At 66.7% G+C, this 15,820-nt stretch carries 14 protein-coding genes; 13 read left to right on the forward strand and 1 reads right to left on the reverse strand.

Going from position 1 to position 15,820, the window contains the following annotated elements; genetic code table 11:
• Positions 1-317: 317 nt before the first annotated feature.
• Both CKO23_RS16580 and CKO23_RS16585 read left to right on the forward strand, forming a co-directional pair.
• Positions 318-764, forward strand: coding sequence for a gamma-butyrobetaine hydroxylase-like domain-containing protein (locus CKO23_RS16580; protein WP_200332933.1), 447 nt, complete (start codon positions 318-320; stop codon positions 762-764).
• Positions 765-786: 22 nt separating this feature from the next.
• Positions 787-1,953 (forward strand): PQQ-dependent sugar dehydrogenase, encoded by a 1,167-nt coding sequence (locus CKO23_RS16585; protein ID WP_200332934.1) that lies wholly within the window; start codon positions 787-789, stop codon positions 1,951-1,953.
• A 59-nt stretch (positions 1,954-2,012) separates the two neighbouring features.
• Here CKO23_RS16585 and CKO23_RS16590 read toward each other — a convergent pair whose 3' ends face one another.
• Positions 2,013-3,233, reverse strand: coding sequence for an argininosuccinate synthase (locus CKO23_RS16590; protein ID WP_200332935.1), 1,221 nt, complete (start codon positions 3,231-3,233; stop codon positions 2,013-2,015).
• Between the two features lie 226 nt (positions 3,234-3,459).
• On the opposite strand from CKO23_RS16590, the gene CKO23_RS16595 reads away from it, so the two are divergent.
• The 11 genes from CKO23_RS16595 to ald all read left to right on the forward strand — a co-directional run bounded on the left by CKO23_RS16595 (position 3,460) and on the right by ald (position 15,812).
• Positions 3,460-4,191 (forward strand): mobilization protein, encoded by a 732-nt coding sequence (locus CKO23_RS16595; RefSeq protein ID WP_200332936.1) that lies wholly within the window; start codon positions 3,460-3,462, stop codon positions 4,189-4,191.
• Between the two features lie 230 nt (positions 4,192-4,421).
• Complete coding sequence (locus tag CKO23_RS16600; RefSeq protein ID WP_200332937.1) at positions 4,422-5,234, forward strand: UDP-2,3-diacylglucosamine diphosphatase; 813 nt, start codon at positions 4,422-4,424, stop codon at positions 5,232-5,234.
• A gap of 555 nt (positions 5,235-5,789) precedes the next feature.
• Complete coding sequence (locus CKO23_RS16605; RefSeq protein WP_200332938.1) at positions 5,790-6,599, forward strand: response regulator; 810 nt, start codon at positions 5,790-5,792, stop codon at positions 6,597-6,599.
• Between the two features lie 26 nt (positions 6,600-6,625).
• Positions 6,626-6,988 carry a response regulator gene (locus CKO23_RS16610; RefSeq protein ID WP_200332939.1) on the forward strand — a complete coding sequence of 121 codons (363 nt, stop codon included), beginning with the start codon at positions 6,626-6,628 and terminating at the stop codon, positions 6,986-6,988.
• Between the two features lie 15 nt (positions 6,989-7,003).
• The gene (locus CKO23_RS16615; protein ID WP_200332940.1) at positions 7,004-7,273 is read left to right on the forward strand and encodes a hypothetical protein; all 270 of its coding nucleotides are present in this window, start codon (positions 7,004-7,006) and stop codon (positions 7,271-7,273) included.
• On the forward strand, positions 7,270-9,075 hold the full coding sequence (locus tag CKO23_RS16620) for a methyl-accepting chemotaxis protein (RefSeq protein ID WP_200332941.1): 1,806 nt from the start codon (positions 7,270-7,272) through the stop codon (positions 9,073-9,075). The genes CKO23_RS16615 and CKO23_RS16620 overlap by 4 nt, the downstream gene beginning before the upstream one ends.
• Positions 9,076-9,088: 13 nt before the next feature.
• Entirely contained in the window at positions 9,089-12,538 is a 3,450-nt protein-coding gene (locus CKO23_RS16625) for a hybrid sensor histidine kinase/response regulator (RefSeq protein WP_200332942.1), read from the forward strand.
• Entirely contained in the window at positions 12,539-13,210 is a 672-nt protein-coding gene (locus CKO23_RS16630; protein ID WP_200332943.1) for a COG4315 family predicted lipoprotein, read from the forward strand. It abuts the gene before it with no gap.
• Between the two features lie 45 nt (positions 13,211-13,255).
• Positions 13,256-14,020 (forward strand): bacteriorhodopsin, encoded by a 765-nt coding sequence (locus CKO23_RS16635; protein WP_200332944.1) that lies wholly within the window; start codon positions 13,256-13,258, stop codon positions 14,018-14,020.
• A gap of 213 nt (positions 14,021-14,233) precedes the next feature.
• Positions 14,234-14,578 (forward strand): phenylpyruvate tautomerase MIF-related protein, encoded by a 345-nt coding sequence (locus CKO23_RS16640; RefSeq protein ID WP_200332945.1) that lies wholly within the window; start codon positions 14,234-14,236, stop codon positions 14,576-14,578.
• Positions 14,579-14,693: 115 nt separating this feature from the next.
• A complete protein-coding gene (gene ald / locus CKO23_RS16645) occupies positions 14,694-15,812 on the forward strand; it encodes an alanine dehydrogenase (protein WP_200332946.1) in 1,119 nt (372 codons plus the stop codon).
• The last annotated feature ends 8 nt before the right edge of the window (positions 15,813-15,820 follow it).

Consider the following 15,820-nt stretch of genomic DNA (forward strand, 5'->3'; position numbering starts at 1 on the left):
ACGCCAAAAATCATCGGACATCTCTTGAAAGGCCATGGCATCATCGATACGCGTGATTGTCGTACCTAAGAGGCTATCTTATTTAGAATTTTAATGATTTAAGCATTTTCTGTTCCGGATATCCTCTTAGCCGCTCGCAAGCCAGGCAGGGCGTTCTGACCGCAGAGGCGCGATGGACGCAGCCTCGTGTCTTGGAACGGCGGCTTACCCTCGGGCCGCCACGGGCATCTCGCTTGATTGCCGCGCCGCCGTCCATAGGTTAGGCGGCATTCGGCCGTCATCCTCCGTGCGGCTTATCACCGATCGATCCGAGTCCAATGGAACAGCATCCGAATCCTACAGAGATCCAGCTCCATCAGAAGTCGCGCGTTTTGGAACTCAGCTTCGATGACGGCGCCCGCTTCCGGCTGCCTTGCGAGTATCTGCGCGTCTATTCCCCCTCGGCCGAGGTGCGCGGGCATTCGCCCGCCACCGCCAAGCTGCAGGTGGACAAGGAAGGGGTCGGCATCACCGACCTGAAGCAGATCGGGCACTACGCCCTCAAGATCTTCTTCGACGACGGCCACAACTCAGGTCTGTACGACTGGCCCTATCTCTACAAACTGGGGCGCGCCTGGCAGCCGCTCTGGCTCGACTACCTCAGGCAGCTTCGCGATGCGGGCCGTCAGCGGCAGGGGCCGGATCCGTTCGAGGTGATGAAGGCCGACGGTCTCACGCCTTCCGCGATTCCCGGCGCGGCTCCTGTGGTGTCGGGCGAGCACTGAAATGCCGGTCCGGGAGCGTCGCATGGGATTGAGCCGCAGGGTCCTCCTCCAATGCCTGCTCTGGATTCCGCTCCTCGGCGGCGCGGCGGATGCGGCGCCGATCGCGCCGACCGGAGATGTGCCGGAGGCCCAGGGCTGGCGGACAGAGGTCGTCGTGGATGGGCTCGAACACCCTTGGTCGATCGCCTGGCTGCCGGATGGCTCGGCGCTGGTGACGGAGCGGCCCGGCCGGCTGCGGATCATTCGTGACGGCCGCTTGGACCCTCGGCCGATTGCCGGGGTACCCGAGGTCCTGGCTTACGCACAGGGCGGATTGCTGGACATCGCCGTCCACCCGGACTTCGCGCGCAACCGGCTCATCTACCTGACCTATGCGACCGGGACGAAGGACGCGAATCGAACGACGCTGGCGCGCGCCCGACTCAGCGGCGCACGGCTCGAAGGCCTGGAGGTCATCTTCCGCAACCCGGACACCAAGGCGGACGGGCAGCACTTCGGCTCGCGACTGCTCTGGCTCCCCGACAAGACCTTGCTCATGAGCATTGGCGACGGCGGCAATCCGCCCGTGTCATTCGACGGCGAGAACATCCGCAACCAGGCGCAGCGCCTCGGCACCTTCTTCGGCAAGATCATCCGGCTGAAGGACGACGGCAGCGTTCCCGCCGACAATCCCTTCGTGCATGAGCAGGGTGCGCGGCCCGAGATCTACACCTACGGTCACCGCAACATCCAGGGCCTGGCGCGCGACCCGGAGACGGGCGACGTGTGGGCGAACGAGCATGGCGCGCGCGGCGGCGACGAGTTGAACCGCATCATCCCGGGACAGAACTACGGCTGGCCCGAGGTGACTTATAGCAAGGAATACTGGGGGCCCAGGATCTCCGACCTGAAGAGCCGATCCGGCGTGCGCGACCCCAGGGTCGTCTGGACGCCGTCCAAGGCGCCAAGCGGCCTCGTCGTCTATCGCGGCAATCGCTACCCAGGCTGGACGGGAAACCTCTTCAGCGGTGCGCTCAAGTTCCGTCAGATCCGCCGCATCACCCTCGATGATGAAGAGGCCGTCGGGGAAGAGAAGCTCAGCATCGGCAAACGCGTTCGGGATGTGCGTCAGGGGCCGGATGGCTTCCTCTATGTGCTGACCGACGAGCCGAATGGTGCCTTGCTGCGCATCCTGCCGGCGGAATCCTGACGCGAGAGGCCCGACCCTGAGGCGCAATCGAGAAGCCGATCGCGCCTCAGGATGAATGGCTACTTCCTCATCCGTCCCTGCACCCGCAGACGCAGCGCGTTGAGTCGAATGAAGCCGGTCGCGTCTTTCTGGTCGTAGGCGCCGGCATCCTCCTCGAAGGTCGCGATGGAGGCGTCGAAGAGGCTATTGGTCTCCGACTTGCGTCCGGCCACCATCACATTGCCCTTGTACAGATTCAGCCGCACGACACCGTTGACGACGCTCTGGGTCTGGTCGATGGCGGCCTGGAGCATCTCGCGCTCCGGAGAGAACCAGTAGCCGTTGTAGATCAGGCTGGCGTAGCGGGGCATCAGCTCATCCTTGAGGTGTGCGGCCTCGCGGTCGAGGGTCAGCGACTCGATGGCCCGGTGCCCCTTGAGCATGATGGTGCCGCCGGGGGTCTCGTAGCAGCCGCGAGACTTCATGCCGACGTAGCGATTCTCGACGATGTCGGCGCGGCCGATGCCGTTGGCGCCGCCGATACGGTTGAGTTCGGCCAGCACCTCGGCCGGCGACATGGCCTTGCCGTCGATGGCGGTGATGTCGCCCTTCTCGTAAGCCAGCTCGATGGTCGTCGGGGTATCCGGGGCCTGCTCCGGCGCGACGGACCAGCGCCACATGTCGGCGCCGGGTTCGACCCAGGGGTCTTCCAGGTCATAGCCCTCGTAGGAGATGTGCAGCAGGTTGGCGTCCATGGAGTAGGGCGACTTGGTGCCGTCGCGCTTCATCTCGACCGCGATGCCGTGCCGCTCGGCGTAGGCCATGAGCTTCTCGCGCGAGAGCAGGTCCCACTCGCGCCAGGGGGCGATGATCTTGATCTCGGGGTTGAGGGCGTAGGCGCCCAGCTCGAAACGCACCTGGTCGTTGCCCTTGCCGGTGGCGCCGTGCGAAATGGCGTCCGCGCCGGTCTCGGCGGCGATCTCGATCAGGCGCTTGGCGATCAGCGGGCGCGCGATCGAGGTGCCGAGCAGGTACTCGCCCTCGTAGATGGCATTGGCCCGGAACATCGGGAAGACGAAGTCGCGCACGAACTCTTCGCGCAGGTCGTCGATGTAGATCTCCTTGACCCCCGCGGCCGTGGCCTTGGCGCGCGCCGGCTCCAGCTCCTCGCCCTGGCCGATGTCCGCGGTGAAGGTGACGACCTCACAGCCGTACTCCTCCTGCAGCCACTTGAGGATGACCGAGGTATCCAGTCCGCCCGAGTAGGCGAGGACCACCTTTTTGATTGCGCTCTGCGCCATCGTCTTGCTCCAAATCGTTGGTTGAAAGGCCCTTGTCGGGCAAACGCACAGTATAGAACGCGCCCGTGGGCAGTGGGAGCCGGTCGCGGGCGGCGCGGGGCGGCTCTGCGGCCACTGGAAGACCAGCCCTTACTGGAATCTCATGACCACGGCGGGCGCAGCGGCTACCATTCGCGCGTCCCGGCCTCAGGCCAGAGGCGTTTCTTAACCAACCCAGGCAAATAGCATGAGCAGGATTCACTTCATCGGCGGCGAGAAAGGCGGAGTCGGCAAGTCCGTTCTCGCACGACTCTTGGCGCAGTACCACATCGACAAGGCATTGGCGTTCACCGCGTTCGACACGGACCGGTCTCACGGCACACTGCTGCGATTCTACGGGGACTTCAGCCAGCCGATCGCCCTCGACGATGCTCAGAGCGCGGATCGGATCATGGAGACCGCCTTGGAGGCCGAGCAGAACATCCTGGTGGACCTGGCGGCACAGACATCGACCTCATTGCATCGCTGGATCGATCAGACCGATCTGCTGGCGCTTGCGAGCGAGGAGGGGACGCAGATCGTCTTCTGGCATGTGCTCGACGACGGCGCCGACAGTATCGCCCTGCTCGACGCCTTGTTGGCGCGCTACGAAGGCGCCGCCGCCTTTGTCGTGGTCCGTAACCACGGTCGCGGTAAGGACTTCGCCAACTTCACGGCCTCTCCGGCCCATGCGAAGGCGCAGGCGTTGGGCGTCCCGGTGATGGATCTCCCGGAACTGCATGCCGCGTCCATGCGCAAGATCGACCACGCCAACACCAGTCTCTGGGCGGCCGCGCACAACAAGGACGCCGGACTCGGGCTGATGGACCGCCAGCGCGTCAAGGTTTGGCTCAATCGCTCCTATCAGCAGCTCGATCTGATCCCGGACCTGCTTTGCGGGGCTGCGCTGGCATCCAGTGCGCAGGAGCCAGGTCAATAGCACGCGTCAGTTGCGCGCAGGCCAAGGCCTGAGCTGCATGCGAATGGCAGTGGAGGCGCCTCGTCCGGCGAGTGCGACGAGGCGTCTCCGCATCGCCACGGATTCGCCATCGAGTTGTCAAAAACGCCTCGAAAAACAGCATTCTTCATCGCATCTTCACCTCGCTTCAACCCGCCGGTAACCAAGTTTCGCGACCATCTCGTGAAGTCATTCACGAGGCAGGTAGTGCGATGTCCGAAATCAAACGCATGAACCCCCTGAGATACCGCAGCATCTTCCTGTCGGATGTCCACTTGGGGTCTCGCGGCTGTCAGGCGCAGTTCATCCTGGATTTCCTTCGGTCGACACAGTGCAGGCAGCTCTATCTGGTCGGAGACATCATCGACCTCTGGGCCATGAAGACCGGCCTCTACTGGCCCGATGCCCACAATCAGGTGGTGCGCGAGATCTTCGAGAAGGCGAGGGCGGGGACGCAAGTCATCTACATCCCCGGCAACCACGACGACCTCTTCCGCGATCACCTGGACGCCCGCTTCGGCGATGTCGTCGTCAGGGACGAGATCGTGCACACCACGGCCGACGGGCGCCGTTTCCTGGTGTTGCACGGTGACAAATTCGACGGCGTCGTCCAGCACAGCCTCTGGCTCGCCAAGCTCGGCTCGCGCGCCTATGACCACCTGCTGGCCTTGAACGCCTCTCTCAGCTGGCTGCGCTCGCTCTTCGGCCTCAGGTACTGGTCGCTGGCGGGCTACCTCAAGCACAAGGTCAAGAACGCGGTCAGCTACATCGGCAGCTACGAGCACGCAGTCGCGACGGAGGCCGAGCGCCGCGAGCTTGACGGCATGATCTGCGGTCACATCCACCATGCCGAGATGCGCGACATCCAGGGCGTGACCTACTGCAACTGCGGCGACTGGGTCGAGAGCTGCACCGCGCTGGTCGAGCACCACGACGGTCGGCTGGAGCTACTGCGCTGGACGGATGCCTATCCAGAATCGATTCGCACGCCCGAGCCGGCCGTCGCGCTGGCTCAGGCCAGCTGACTCCCGCGCCCAAGCTTCCCGGGCCATGGTCTCTCTTTCCTCGTAACGCAAGGCGCGCGCTGCCGCGCCCATCGGCCTCTGACGCGCAGCGGCTCATGCGCCATTGCGCGCGGTCTCGTCCCCGTCATCTCACGTCCAGGGCGGCGCCTTCTGCGCGTCCCGGGATCCTCCTCCCTGCCCCTTCGATCTATCCCGCACGGCGTCTTTCTGGCAGCGTCAGGGTCTGATCTGCTTGTCGACCGATCGCGAGGCGCGTTGTTGCATCGCCGAAACCGATGCCTTGCGAGTGTCGGCCTCTCGATCAACCTGTGACGGACCTCAAAGCCGACGAACGGGAAGGCTGATTAAATCTGCAACAGAATGGTCAGGGGATCTGTCGACAACCTCGGCCCTCGACGCCAGGGCTCCCGCGAAGAACCGGCACCGACGGCGACGATCAGACGGACGACAGAGCCGAAGGCAGCCGTTTGGTCGGATCCACGGAGCCGCGCGGGCGGTGGGGCATGGTTGTGCTCGGATCGCTCTGAGACGCGGATTTCATCACGGGTATGACAGATGGCAGCCACCGACAGTAGAAACTTCGCCGTTGCCCTGTGCGGCTTCTCCGAGACCGACGAGAAGGCGCTCAATCGGGCCTTCATGCTCTCGGATGTCCGCCCGCGTCGCTACCAGTTCTGGACACCTGGTCGGCGTCGTCCAGATCTCTTCGCCGTCAACGAGGATCTGGCCGCTGGGCCGCGGGCGTGGAGCCTCATGCGGGCCGAGGTCGCGGGTGAGGCCATCCCCGTGGTTCGCATCGGCGCCTGCGAACGGGCGGCGGCGGATTTCGACGGCGCCACCCACGTCTTCTTCAAGCGGCCGATTCTCGCCAACCGCATTCTCAAGACGCTCGACGCACTGGTGACCGAGGTCTACCAGTTCGCCCCGGATCTCGCGATCCATGACGACATGAGCATGCCCCTGCGCGGGGAGGACGCGCACCTCGTCGAGCCGTCCGTGCCATCCTCGGCCAAGCGGATCCTGGTCGTCGACGACAGCGAGTCCGTGCGCAAGATGATGGAGATGCGTCTGGTGAGGAAGGGGTTCGCGGTGGATTTCGCGGTGACTGGCGAAGAGGCCCTGACCAAGGCGCGCGAGCAATCCTACGATCTCATCTTTCTCGACGTCATGCTGCCGGGGATCAACGGCTATGACGTGTCACGCCACCTGAAAAAGGACCTCCAGGTCCGCGCGCCGGTCGTGATGCTTACCGGTAAGACATCCCGCATCGACAAGCTGCGAGGGACGCTCGCCTCGGCGGACGCCTACCTCACCAAGCCACTCACGATCGAAAACCTGAACGATACGCTGCAGCGTTATCTGTGACGCACGCGCATGAGGTACCTCATTCAATGGCCAAGTTACTCATCGTCGACGACTCCGCCACGGAACGCGATTTTCTCAGAGACATGCTGGTCAGGGCGGGCCACGTCGTCATGACCGCCAATTCCGGGCGCGAAGGCGTCGAAGTCGCGCAGCGCGAGCATCCGGATCTGGTCTTCATGGACATCGTCATGGATGACGTGGACGGCTATCACGCCACCCGCACCCTCAAGGACGACCCGCGGACCGATTCCATCCCGGTCGTCGTCGTCAGCAGCAAGAATCAGAAGGCCGACAAGATGTGGGCCCAGCTCCAGGGCGCCAAGGGCTATGTGGTCAAGCCCTGCAGGTCCGAAGAGATCCTCAAGCACGTCGATGAGCTGGCCCTCTAGGGCTGAGTGCTTGTGATGAGCGCCTGTCCAGCCGGGGAGGCGACAACCATGCTCGCTCGGGCTCGTCCGCGAATCGACGAGCGCATCGGCGTCACCCGCTCAGTCGCCGTCCAGCGCAGCCCCTTGTGCGCCTTGCCCAACCTGGCTGATGAGCGTCTTTGCCGCGGTCCGGAGCTGGAAGGAAGAACCGATCTCGAGCGCAACCTCGGTGGCCGGCTGAGGCTTCTCGCCCAGCGCGCCAGGCTGCTCAACGCCAGTGCCATTTCGTTCAAGGACTCGCCATGAAACTGACCGACCTCACCATCTCAGCGAAGCTCACCATCGCAACCACGGCCCTGGTCTTGATGGTCTTCGCGCTCGTCTCCGGCGCCATCCTCTGGGGGCTCTACGGGCTCTCCGAGGAGCGCGAGCAGGCGGCCCAAAGCCTCAGCGCCGGGACCGACGGCGAGTTGACCAACCTGCTGCGGCAGAAGACCATCCACTCCATCGAGACGGCGGGTGTCCTCCTCTCGGACATCGCCGGCCAGGCCCGGGATCTGGGCGCGGACGCCCATGTCGCCGCCATGGCCACCCTGGTTGCGCAGGATCCCGAGATCTCCGGCGTGGTTATTCAGGATGCCCAGGGTCAGCGCCTCCTGGGTACGACAGACGCCATCGGCGGCAGCTACCGCGAGTTCCCGATCGCGCGCGACGGCCGCGAGATCGGCAAGGTGGTGATCGGCTTGAGCCAGGGTTTCGAACCGGCGGCCGCGGCCTATCTGAACCAGCGTCTCTTCGACGCCATGGCAAGCGGCGCGGATCAGCGCGAGGTCACCATGGCGCTGGTCATCGCCCTGCTCATCCTCAGTGCCCTGCTCATCGGCGGGGTCATCTATCTGTCGATCGCCAACCTCTCCAAGCGCTTCATCCTGAGTCCGGCCGAGCGCATCCGCGACGCGCTCCACGGCATGGAGCAGCGCCGCGACTTCTCCGAGCGTCTCGCCCCCGGCGCGGACGACGAGCTGGGTCGCACCGTGCTCGCCTTCAACCAGGGCATCGACTACCTCGAGCGCCAGAACGACCAGCTCAACGACTCCATCATCGAGATGCTGCAGGTCGGCGCCGAGATCAGTCAACGCCACGACCTCACCCTCAAGATGCCAATGAAGGAAGACATCACCGGCCCCCTGCGCGATGCGCTCAACCAGATCACCTCCGAGAGTGCGCGGGTGCTGGTTCAGGTCCGCGGGATCGCCGAGCGCGTCGGGCAGACCTCGGCTCAGGTCCAGTTACAGGGCAACCGTGTCGTCGAGGTGGCCGCCGCGGAGCGCGAGGTCATCGAGCAGGCGGCCAACGACCTTGCCGAGGCGGTCGAGGCCATCAACGGCATCGCCGAGCTGGCGCGTTTCTGCAACGAATCGGCCGAACGGGCCTCGGCGTCGACCGACCAGGCGCTGGCCTCGGTGAAGGAGGCCGTCGACGGGATGGGCAAGATCCGCACGACCATCCAGGAAACCGGCAAGCGCATCAAGCGCCTCGGCGAACGGTCGCAGGAGATCAGCGGCATCGTCGACATCATCAACAGCTTCTCGGAGCGCACGCATGTGCTGGCCATCAACGCGGCCATGCAGGCGGCGACCGCCGGCGAGGCGGGGCGCGGCTTCGCCGTGGTCGCCCAGGAGGTCCAGCGGCTGGCCGACAGCTCGCGCAGCGCGACCAGCCAGATCGAGACCCTGATCGCCAATATCCAGGTCGAGACCCAGGACAGCATCCAGACCGTCAACGAGGCGACCGAGGCGGTGGGGATCGAGTCACGCACCATCGAGAACGCCGGCGAGCTGATGCTGGAGACGCAGCAGACGACCGCCAACCTGGCGCAGGCCGTGCGTCAGATCGACGGTCGCGCCCAGGCCCAGGTGGAGGCCAACCGCACGCTCATGGAGCGGGTCGAGTCCATGCGTGCCAGCACCGTGGAGACCACCGACCAGCTCGACCACCAGACCAACGAGACCATCCGGCTGGTCGGTGACTCCAACAGCCTGATCGAGGCGATCCAGCTGTTCCGTCTGCCGGCACCCGTTGAGGTCGACGCGGTGCGCCAAGCTTAGGGGCGAGGTCGTTATGAACTCCGGCGCAATAGCCGAGGTCTTTTCCAGCGCGGTCCCTGCCTTGCAGCAGGCCGTCGAGCTTGCCGGGGATTGCGGCGGCGCCAACGAGGACCGCTTGGCGGCGGCAAACGACTTTGCCGAGACCCTGGCGGATCTCTGGCCGATGCTGGAGCCGCGGGGCGAGCATGTGATCGAACTGCTCGGCCTGCTGGACATGGCCGTGAGCGGCCTGCCGGAGCAAGCGGCCGAAGGCAATGCGCAAGCCGCCGTCCAGGTGCTCGAGTTGCTCGCGCTGCTGGAGGTCTATTTCGAGACGCCCGATGATGCGGAGGTCGTCGAGGCCCTGATCGAGATCGCGACCTGCGAGTCCTTCGACCCGCCGCTGACCCCGGAGGCCGCGGCACTCTGGCGGGCGCTGCCAGGCGACCCCGAGCGCTCGCCGCCTGAGCCCGACGCGGCGCCGGAGACGGCGCCCCCCGAAGTCCCCCGCGAAGTCGAAGAGGCGTGCGCTGTCGAGGATGTGGTCGAGAGCGGCTCGGGTCCCGCCGTCGCGCTCGTCGCGACCGAGGACGATGCCTCGGCCGAGCTGAGCGAGGAGGCCGTCGAGCTGCTCGCCATCCTGGCCTCGGCCGTCGAGGACATGGGCGACGAGCTGGGCCAGCGGATCCACGACATCGCCGAGGTCGCTGCGACGGCCGAGCGCCGCGACGCCGCCCTGGCCGCTCAGGAGATCCTGGTGTGTCTCGCCGACGCCTCGTCGCAGGCCGGTTTCCTGTCCTTTTCGAGCGTTTGCGCCAGCCTCGGCTACAAGATCGCCGCCATGCCGGCGGACGAGCCTTGGGCGGAGGCTCACCTCAAGGGTCTGCGACGGCTGCCGACCTGCATCCAGGGCTATCTCTTCGATCCCTTGTCCGAGCGCACTCGGATCGATCTCGTCGGGCTGCTCTGCGAGCCGCACTGGACCGAGCCCCTCACCAAGGCGGATGCCACGGCCTTGGTCGAGGGTCTCTACCGCGAGCCGCGGATGCTCGAGGCGGAGACCGGGCCGGCGCGTCCGAGCGCGATCGAGGCGGAAGACCTCGCCCTCGAGCTGGCGGATGACATCGACGCCGCGGTGGTCGCGAGCTTCCGCCGCGAGGGGCCGGAGCTGGCGCAGCAGCTCGCCGTCGCGCTGCAGAAGGTCATCGAGGGGCGCGGCGGTGAAGAGCCTCTGCGCCACTCCCAGCGACTGGCTCACACCATCAAGGGCTCCGCCAACGTCTGCGGCGTGCATGCCATCGCCATCCTCGGGCATCACATGGAGGATCTGCTGGAGTTCCTGGCCGAGCGGGAGCTGGCGCCGGGGCCGGCGTTGGGCGATACCCTGGCCGCTGGAGCCGATGGCCTCTGCGTCATGTTCGACGTGCTCAACGGCGTCGAGCCCTATGACCCCGAGACGCTGCGGCCGATCATGCAAGAGGTCCTGGATTGGGCCAATCGCATCGATCGCGAAGGCCGCTCGGCGCTCGCGGCGGGCGCGCGCGCGAGCAGTGCCGAGCCGCTCCCGTCCGAGACCGAGACCGAAACCGGGACCGAAATCGAGACCAAGACCGAAGCCGAGGTCCCGAGCGAGCCCGCCGTTGCGCCGCCGCCGGCGAGCAATGCGGACCTGGATGAGGCCTATCTCCAGGTGCCGGCGCGCACGGTCGAGGAGCTGCTGCGCCTGGTCGGCGAACTCTCCATGGCCCTCTCGCAATCCGAGGAGCAACTCGGCCAGGCGCAGCGCACCCTGCGTGAGACCAGCGAGCTGGACCGGCGCAATCTGCTCCATGTCGCCGAGCTCGAGAAGCTGGTCGATCTGCGCGGTCTGGGCACCCGCGGCGGTGCTCGGGGTCAGGCGCGCAGCGAGACGGTCTTCGACCCCATCGAGCTCGAGCAATACAACGAGATGTACATCGCCACCCGCCGCCTGAACGAGGGCGTGAGCGATGCGCGCGAGCTGGCGCAGACCCTGGACGGCACGCTGCGCTCCATGGGCGAGCTGTCGCTCCAGCAGATCAAACTGAGCCAGCAGCTGCGCCAGCTCACCATGGGCACGCGGCTGGTCGCGGTCAGCAGCCTGGTGCCGCGTCTGCAGCGCGCGGTTCGCCAGACCTGCCGCGCCACGGGTAAGGAGGCCGAACTCAGGGTCCATGGTGGCGAGGCGCGCATCGATAGCGATCTGCTCGACCGCCTCATGCCGGCCATGATGCATATGGTGCGCAACGCGATCGATCACGGCATCGAGTCGCCCGAGGAGCGCGCGGCCAGTGGCAAGCCACGCGCGGGGCGCATCGAGGTCCATTTCAAGCAGCTCGGCGACCAGGTCGAGGTCGGCATCGGCGACGATGGCCGCGGTCTGGACCTGGGGCGGATCCGGGCGAAGGCGATCGGCAAGGGGCTCATCGATGCCCGCTCGGAGGTGACCGACCAGGAGCTGGCCATGCTGACGCTGCGGCCCGGCTTCTCCACCCGTGATCAGGTCACCCAGGTCTCCGGGCGCGGCCTGGGCATGGATGTGGTCGCCAGCACCGTGCGCGCCCTCAACGGCGCACTCGAGATCGAAACCCACCCTGGCCAGGGCTATCGCTTCACGGCCAGGATGCCGTCCTCGCTGCTGGCGATGTATTGCCTGCTCGTGCAGTGCAACGCGCAGCTGCTCGCCATCCCCGCCAACGAGATCCGACGCGCGCTGCTCTCGGACGAAGGGCGTCTGCAGGCGACGCGCGAGGGCTGGCGCTTCACGCACGAAGAGGGCGAATGCCCCTTGATCCAGCTCAATACGCTCATGGGACTGCCGGCGCCCGAGCCGGACCGCGGGCGTCAGGTCGTGCTGCTGATGGACACCGATTGCGGGGAGCAGGCGGTCATGGTCGACGCCCTGCTGGAGGGGCGCGAGCTGGTGGTCATGCAGCTGAGTACGCGGGTGCCACGGATCCCCGGACTCCTGTCCGCCTCCATCCTGGGTGACGGCCGCGTGGTCCCCATCGTCGACCTGCGTGGCCTGATTCGGGTTGCCTCGGGCGCGGATCTCGCCGACCTCGCCGCGCATGCGGCGGCGGAGGAGATCCGCCCACCGACCGTGCTCATCGTCGACGACTCGCTGTCGATGCGGCGCGTGCTCTCGCGTCTGGCCGAAGACGGCGGCTTCCGGCCCCTCACGGCGCGGGACGGCATGGAGGCGGTTCAGGTACTCGCGCGCGAGGCGGTGGATGTGCTGCTGGTCGATATGGAGATGCCGCAGATGAACGGTCTGGAGCTGACCGCGCACCTGCGCGCGCGCCCCGAGACCAGCGGACTGCCCATCGCCATGATCACCTCGCGCTCGACCGAGAAACACCGGCGCGAGGCCCTGCGGGCCGGCGTCGACCACTACTTCGTCAAGCCCTATCGGGACGACGACGTGCTGGACTTTCTTCAACAGGCCCTCGATCAGGTGTCTTGAATGGACAGACCGATGCGCATTGCCCTGATGACCACTCTCGCCCTGTCCTTCGGCGCGACCGCCCAAGCCCAGCAGGCGCCGCCGCAAGGTCAGCAAGGCTATTACTACTACCCCCAGCCGGCCTACTTCGCGCCCTATGCGCCCTATGGGTATCAGCCTCCAGCACCGCCCGCCGCGCCCGCGGTCAAGGCGCCGGCTCCCGCTGCCGCGCTGGCGCAGCCCAAGACAGACGCAGCCGCAGCTCCGGCGCCGCCCCCGACGGCCAAGACGGCGGAGCGCGCTCCCGCGTCGGTCGAGACGCTCTCGGACCCTTACCCGGCTGCCGATCCTCAGGCGATTGAGACCCTGACGGGTCGCTTTCGGGTCGAGCAGGGTCGACTCGGTCCCGTGCTCGCCGATGCCGATGGGCGCACCCTCTATCTCGCGCGCGGTGACGGGGTCGAGGCGCAGTGCCACGCGGCGGGCTGCGCGGGTCTCTGGCGCCCCTATCTGGCCGATGGCGATGCCGCCGCGGAGGGGGCCTTCGGCGTGCTTCAGCTGGCGGACGGTCGCCGCCAGTGGAGCTATGACGGACGCCCGCTCTACCACTGGATCGGCGATCAGGGCGCGGGCGATGTGACGGGCGATGGCGTCGACGGGATCTGGTTCGCCGTTCGAATTCGCCGGGGATGATGCAATGACAGGACTGACACAGGACTCTGCTCGGGAACCCTTATCATGACGACGCTCTTCAATCTCACCTACTTCTCCTTTCTCGCCTGCGGGCTGGCGGCCATTCTGGCGGTGGTCTACTTCGTCATCCAGACCCCCAGGCTGGCCGGACGCCTGCGCCTGCTGGCGCTGCTCAACATCCTCGTCTGCGCCGCCTCAAGCGTCGTGCACCTCTACTTCTTCACCCGGCTGCAACCCATCGCGGCGGGCGCCGCCGGGGTGCAGGAGATGGCCGCATCCATTGGTCAGCTGCCGCTCATCGTCCGCTATGGCTATTGGTTGGCGACGACGGCCATGCTCATCGTCATGTTCCCGCTCCTCATGGGCATCGAACGCGTCGGCGCCGCCTTTGCGCTCAAGCTGGTCCTCATCGATGCCGCCATGATCTCGACCGGCTATCTGGGCGAGCGCTCGACCCTGGCCGGCGACGGGGCAAGCCTGACCGCCCTGAGCTGGTTCACCCTGAGCGGCATGCTCTGGATGTACATGACCTTCTCCATCTTCCAGGTCCTGCGTCGCCTGCCGAGCGAGGGGCTGATTCCGGCCCAGCGCGATGCGCTCATCTACATGTTCTTCTTCTTTCTGATCGGCTGGGCCATCTTCCCCGCCGGCTTCTTCTACGCCATGGTGTTCGACTCCGGTGTCGGCGTGGTGCTGCGGGAGTTCACCGTCAACGTCGGCGACATCGTGAACAAGGTCCTGTGGGGCTTCCTCGTCGTCTACGCGGCCGGCGAGATCTCCAAGTCCCTGCGCCCCGACAGCACGGGCTGACCCGGAAGAGAGCGAACGCGGCCTCTCGCCCCGCATCTCGCGACACCGCCGCGCGGTGTCGCGCCATCCCCGGCGCTCCGCGCCCAGCGTCCCCGACCAAGAGTACGGCCGCCGCTGCCCAGCCCGACTGCGCCGCGACGCCCCTGGCGGTGCGACAGCGCGCGGCGGCTCCACTATCATCCGGCGTATCCAACTGCCTACGGAGACGCCACCATGCCCACCCTTCGCATCACCACCAATGCCCAAGTGCCGGCCGCCGAGCGCGCCGACCTCCTTGCCCGCGCCTCGCGCACGCTCGCCGAGATGCTGGGCAAACCCGAGTCCTACGTGATGGTCGTCCTCGAAGATGGCCGCGACATGCTCTTCGCCGGCACCGGCGAGCCGGCCGCCTACCTCGAGCTCAAGAGCCTGGGATTGCCGGAGTCCAAGACCGCCGACTACTCCGGCGTCTTGTGCGGACTGCTCGGCGAGACCTTGGGCATTCCCGCCGGGCGCGTCTACATCGAGTTCGCGGCCCCGCCACGCCATCTGTTCGGCTGGAACGGCGGCACATTCTGAGCCGCGCCCCGGACCCGCCTCGATGAAAGCGCCGTCGCCGACCCCAAGATCCGCGGGCATGGGGCGGCGGCTTTCCTGCCGCTCCGACTTCAGACAATGTCAAGAGGGCTAGGGGATGGACGTCGGTGTTCCGCGCGAGATCAAGAACCATGAGTACCGGGTCGGCCTGACACCCGCATCGGTCAAGGAACTGACCGTCCACGGGCATCGCGTACTGGTGGAGACAGCCGCTGGTGCCGCGATCGGCTTCGGCGATGACGCCTACATCTCCGCTGGGGCCGAGGTCGTGGCGAGCGCCGACGTCCTGTTCGAGCGGTCCGAGCTGATCGTCAAGGTCAAGGAGCCTCTAGCGGTCGAACGCGCCCGGCTGCGCGCGCACCAGACGCTCTTCACCTTCCTCCACCTGGCTCCGGACCCGGAGCAGACGCGCGATCTCATGGCGAGCGGTGCCCTCTGCATCGCCTACGAGACCGTGACGGACGCGGCCGGCCGGCTCCCGCTGCTCGCCCCCATGTCCGAGGTCGCCGGCCGCCTGTCGATCCAGGCCGGCGCCCATTGCCTGGAGAAGGCCCAGGGCGGACGCGGGGTGCTGCTTGGCGGCGTCCCAGGTGTCGAGCCCGGTCGCGTGACCATCCTGGGGGCTGGCGTCGTTGGAAGGAATGCGCTGGCCATGGCTGTCGGCCTGGGCGCGGAGGTCAGCGTGCTGGATCGCAGCCTGGCGGCCTTGCGGGCGATCGATGATCGTTTCGGGAATCGCGCGCGCACCCTCCTGGCGACCAGGGATGCCGTCGAGCAGTGCGTCTCGCGGGCCGATCTCGTCATCGGCGCGGTCCTGGTCCCCGGCGCCACGACGCCCAAGCTGGTCACGCGCGACATGGTCGGGAGGATGCAGCCCGGTTCGGTCCTGGTCGATGTCGCCATCGATCAAGGCGGCTGTTTCGAGACCTCGCATCCCACCACGCACCAGGCCCCGACCTTCGAGGTCGAGGGGGTCGTCCACTATTGCGTCGCCAATATGCCTGGGGCTGTCGCTCGCACCGCCACCCTGGCGCTCAACAACGCCACCCTGCCATACGTCCTCGCACTGGCCGAGCAGGGATCGCGCGCGGCCCTGCTCGATGACCCCCATCTGCGCGATGGCCTCAACGTTGCGCAAGGCCGGGTCTGCCGCAAGGAGGTTGCCGAGGCGCAGGGGTTGGATGCCGCGGCCGCGCTCGAGCTGCTGTCGGGCTGAGCCTGCGG

It is taken from the genome of Thiocystis violacea (assembly GCF_016583565.1).
Lineage (GTDB): Bacteria > Pseudomonadota > Gammaproteobacteria > Chromatiales > Chromatiaceae > Thiorhodococcus > Thiorhodococcus violaceus_A.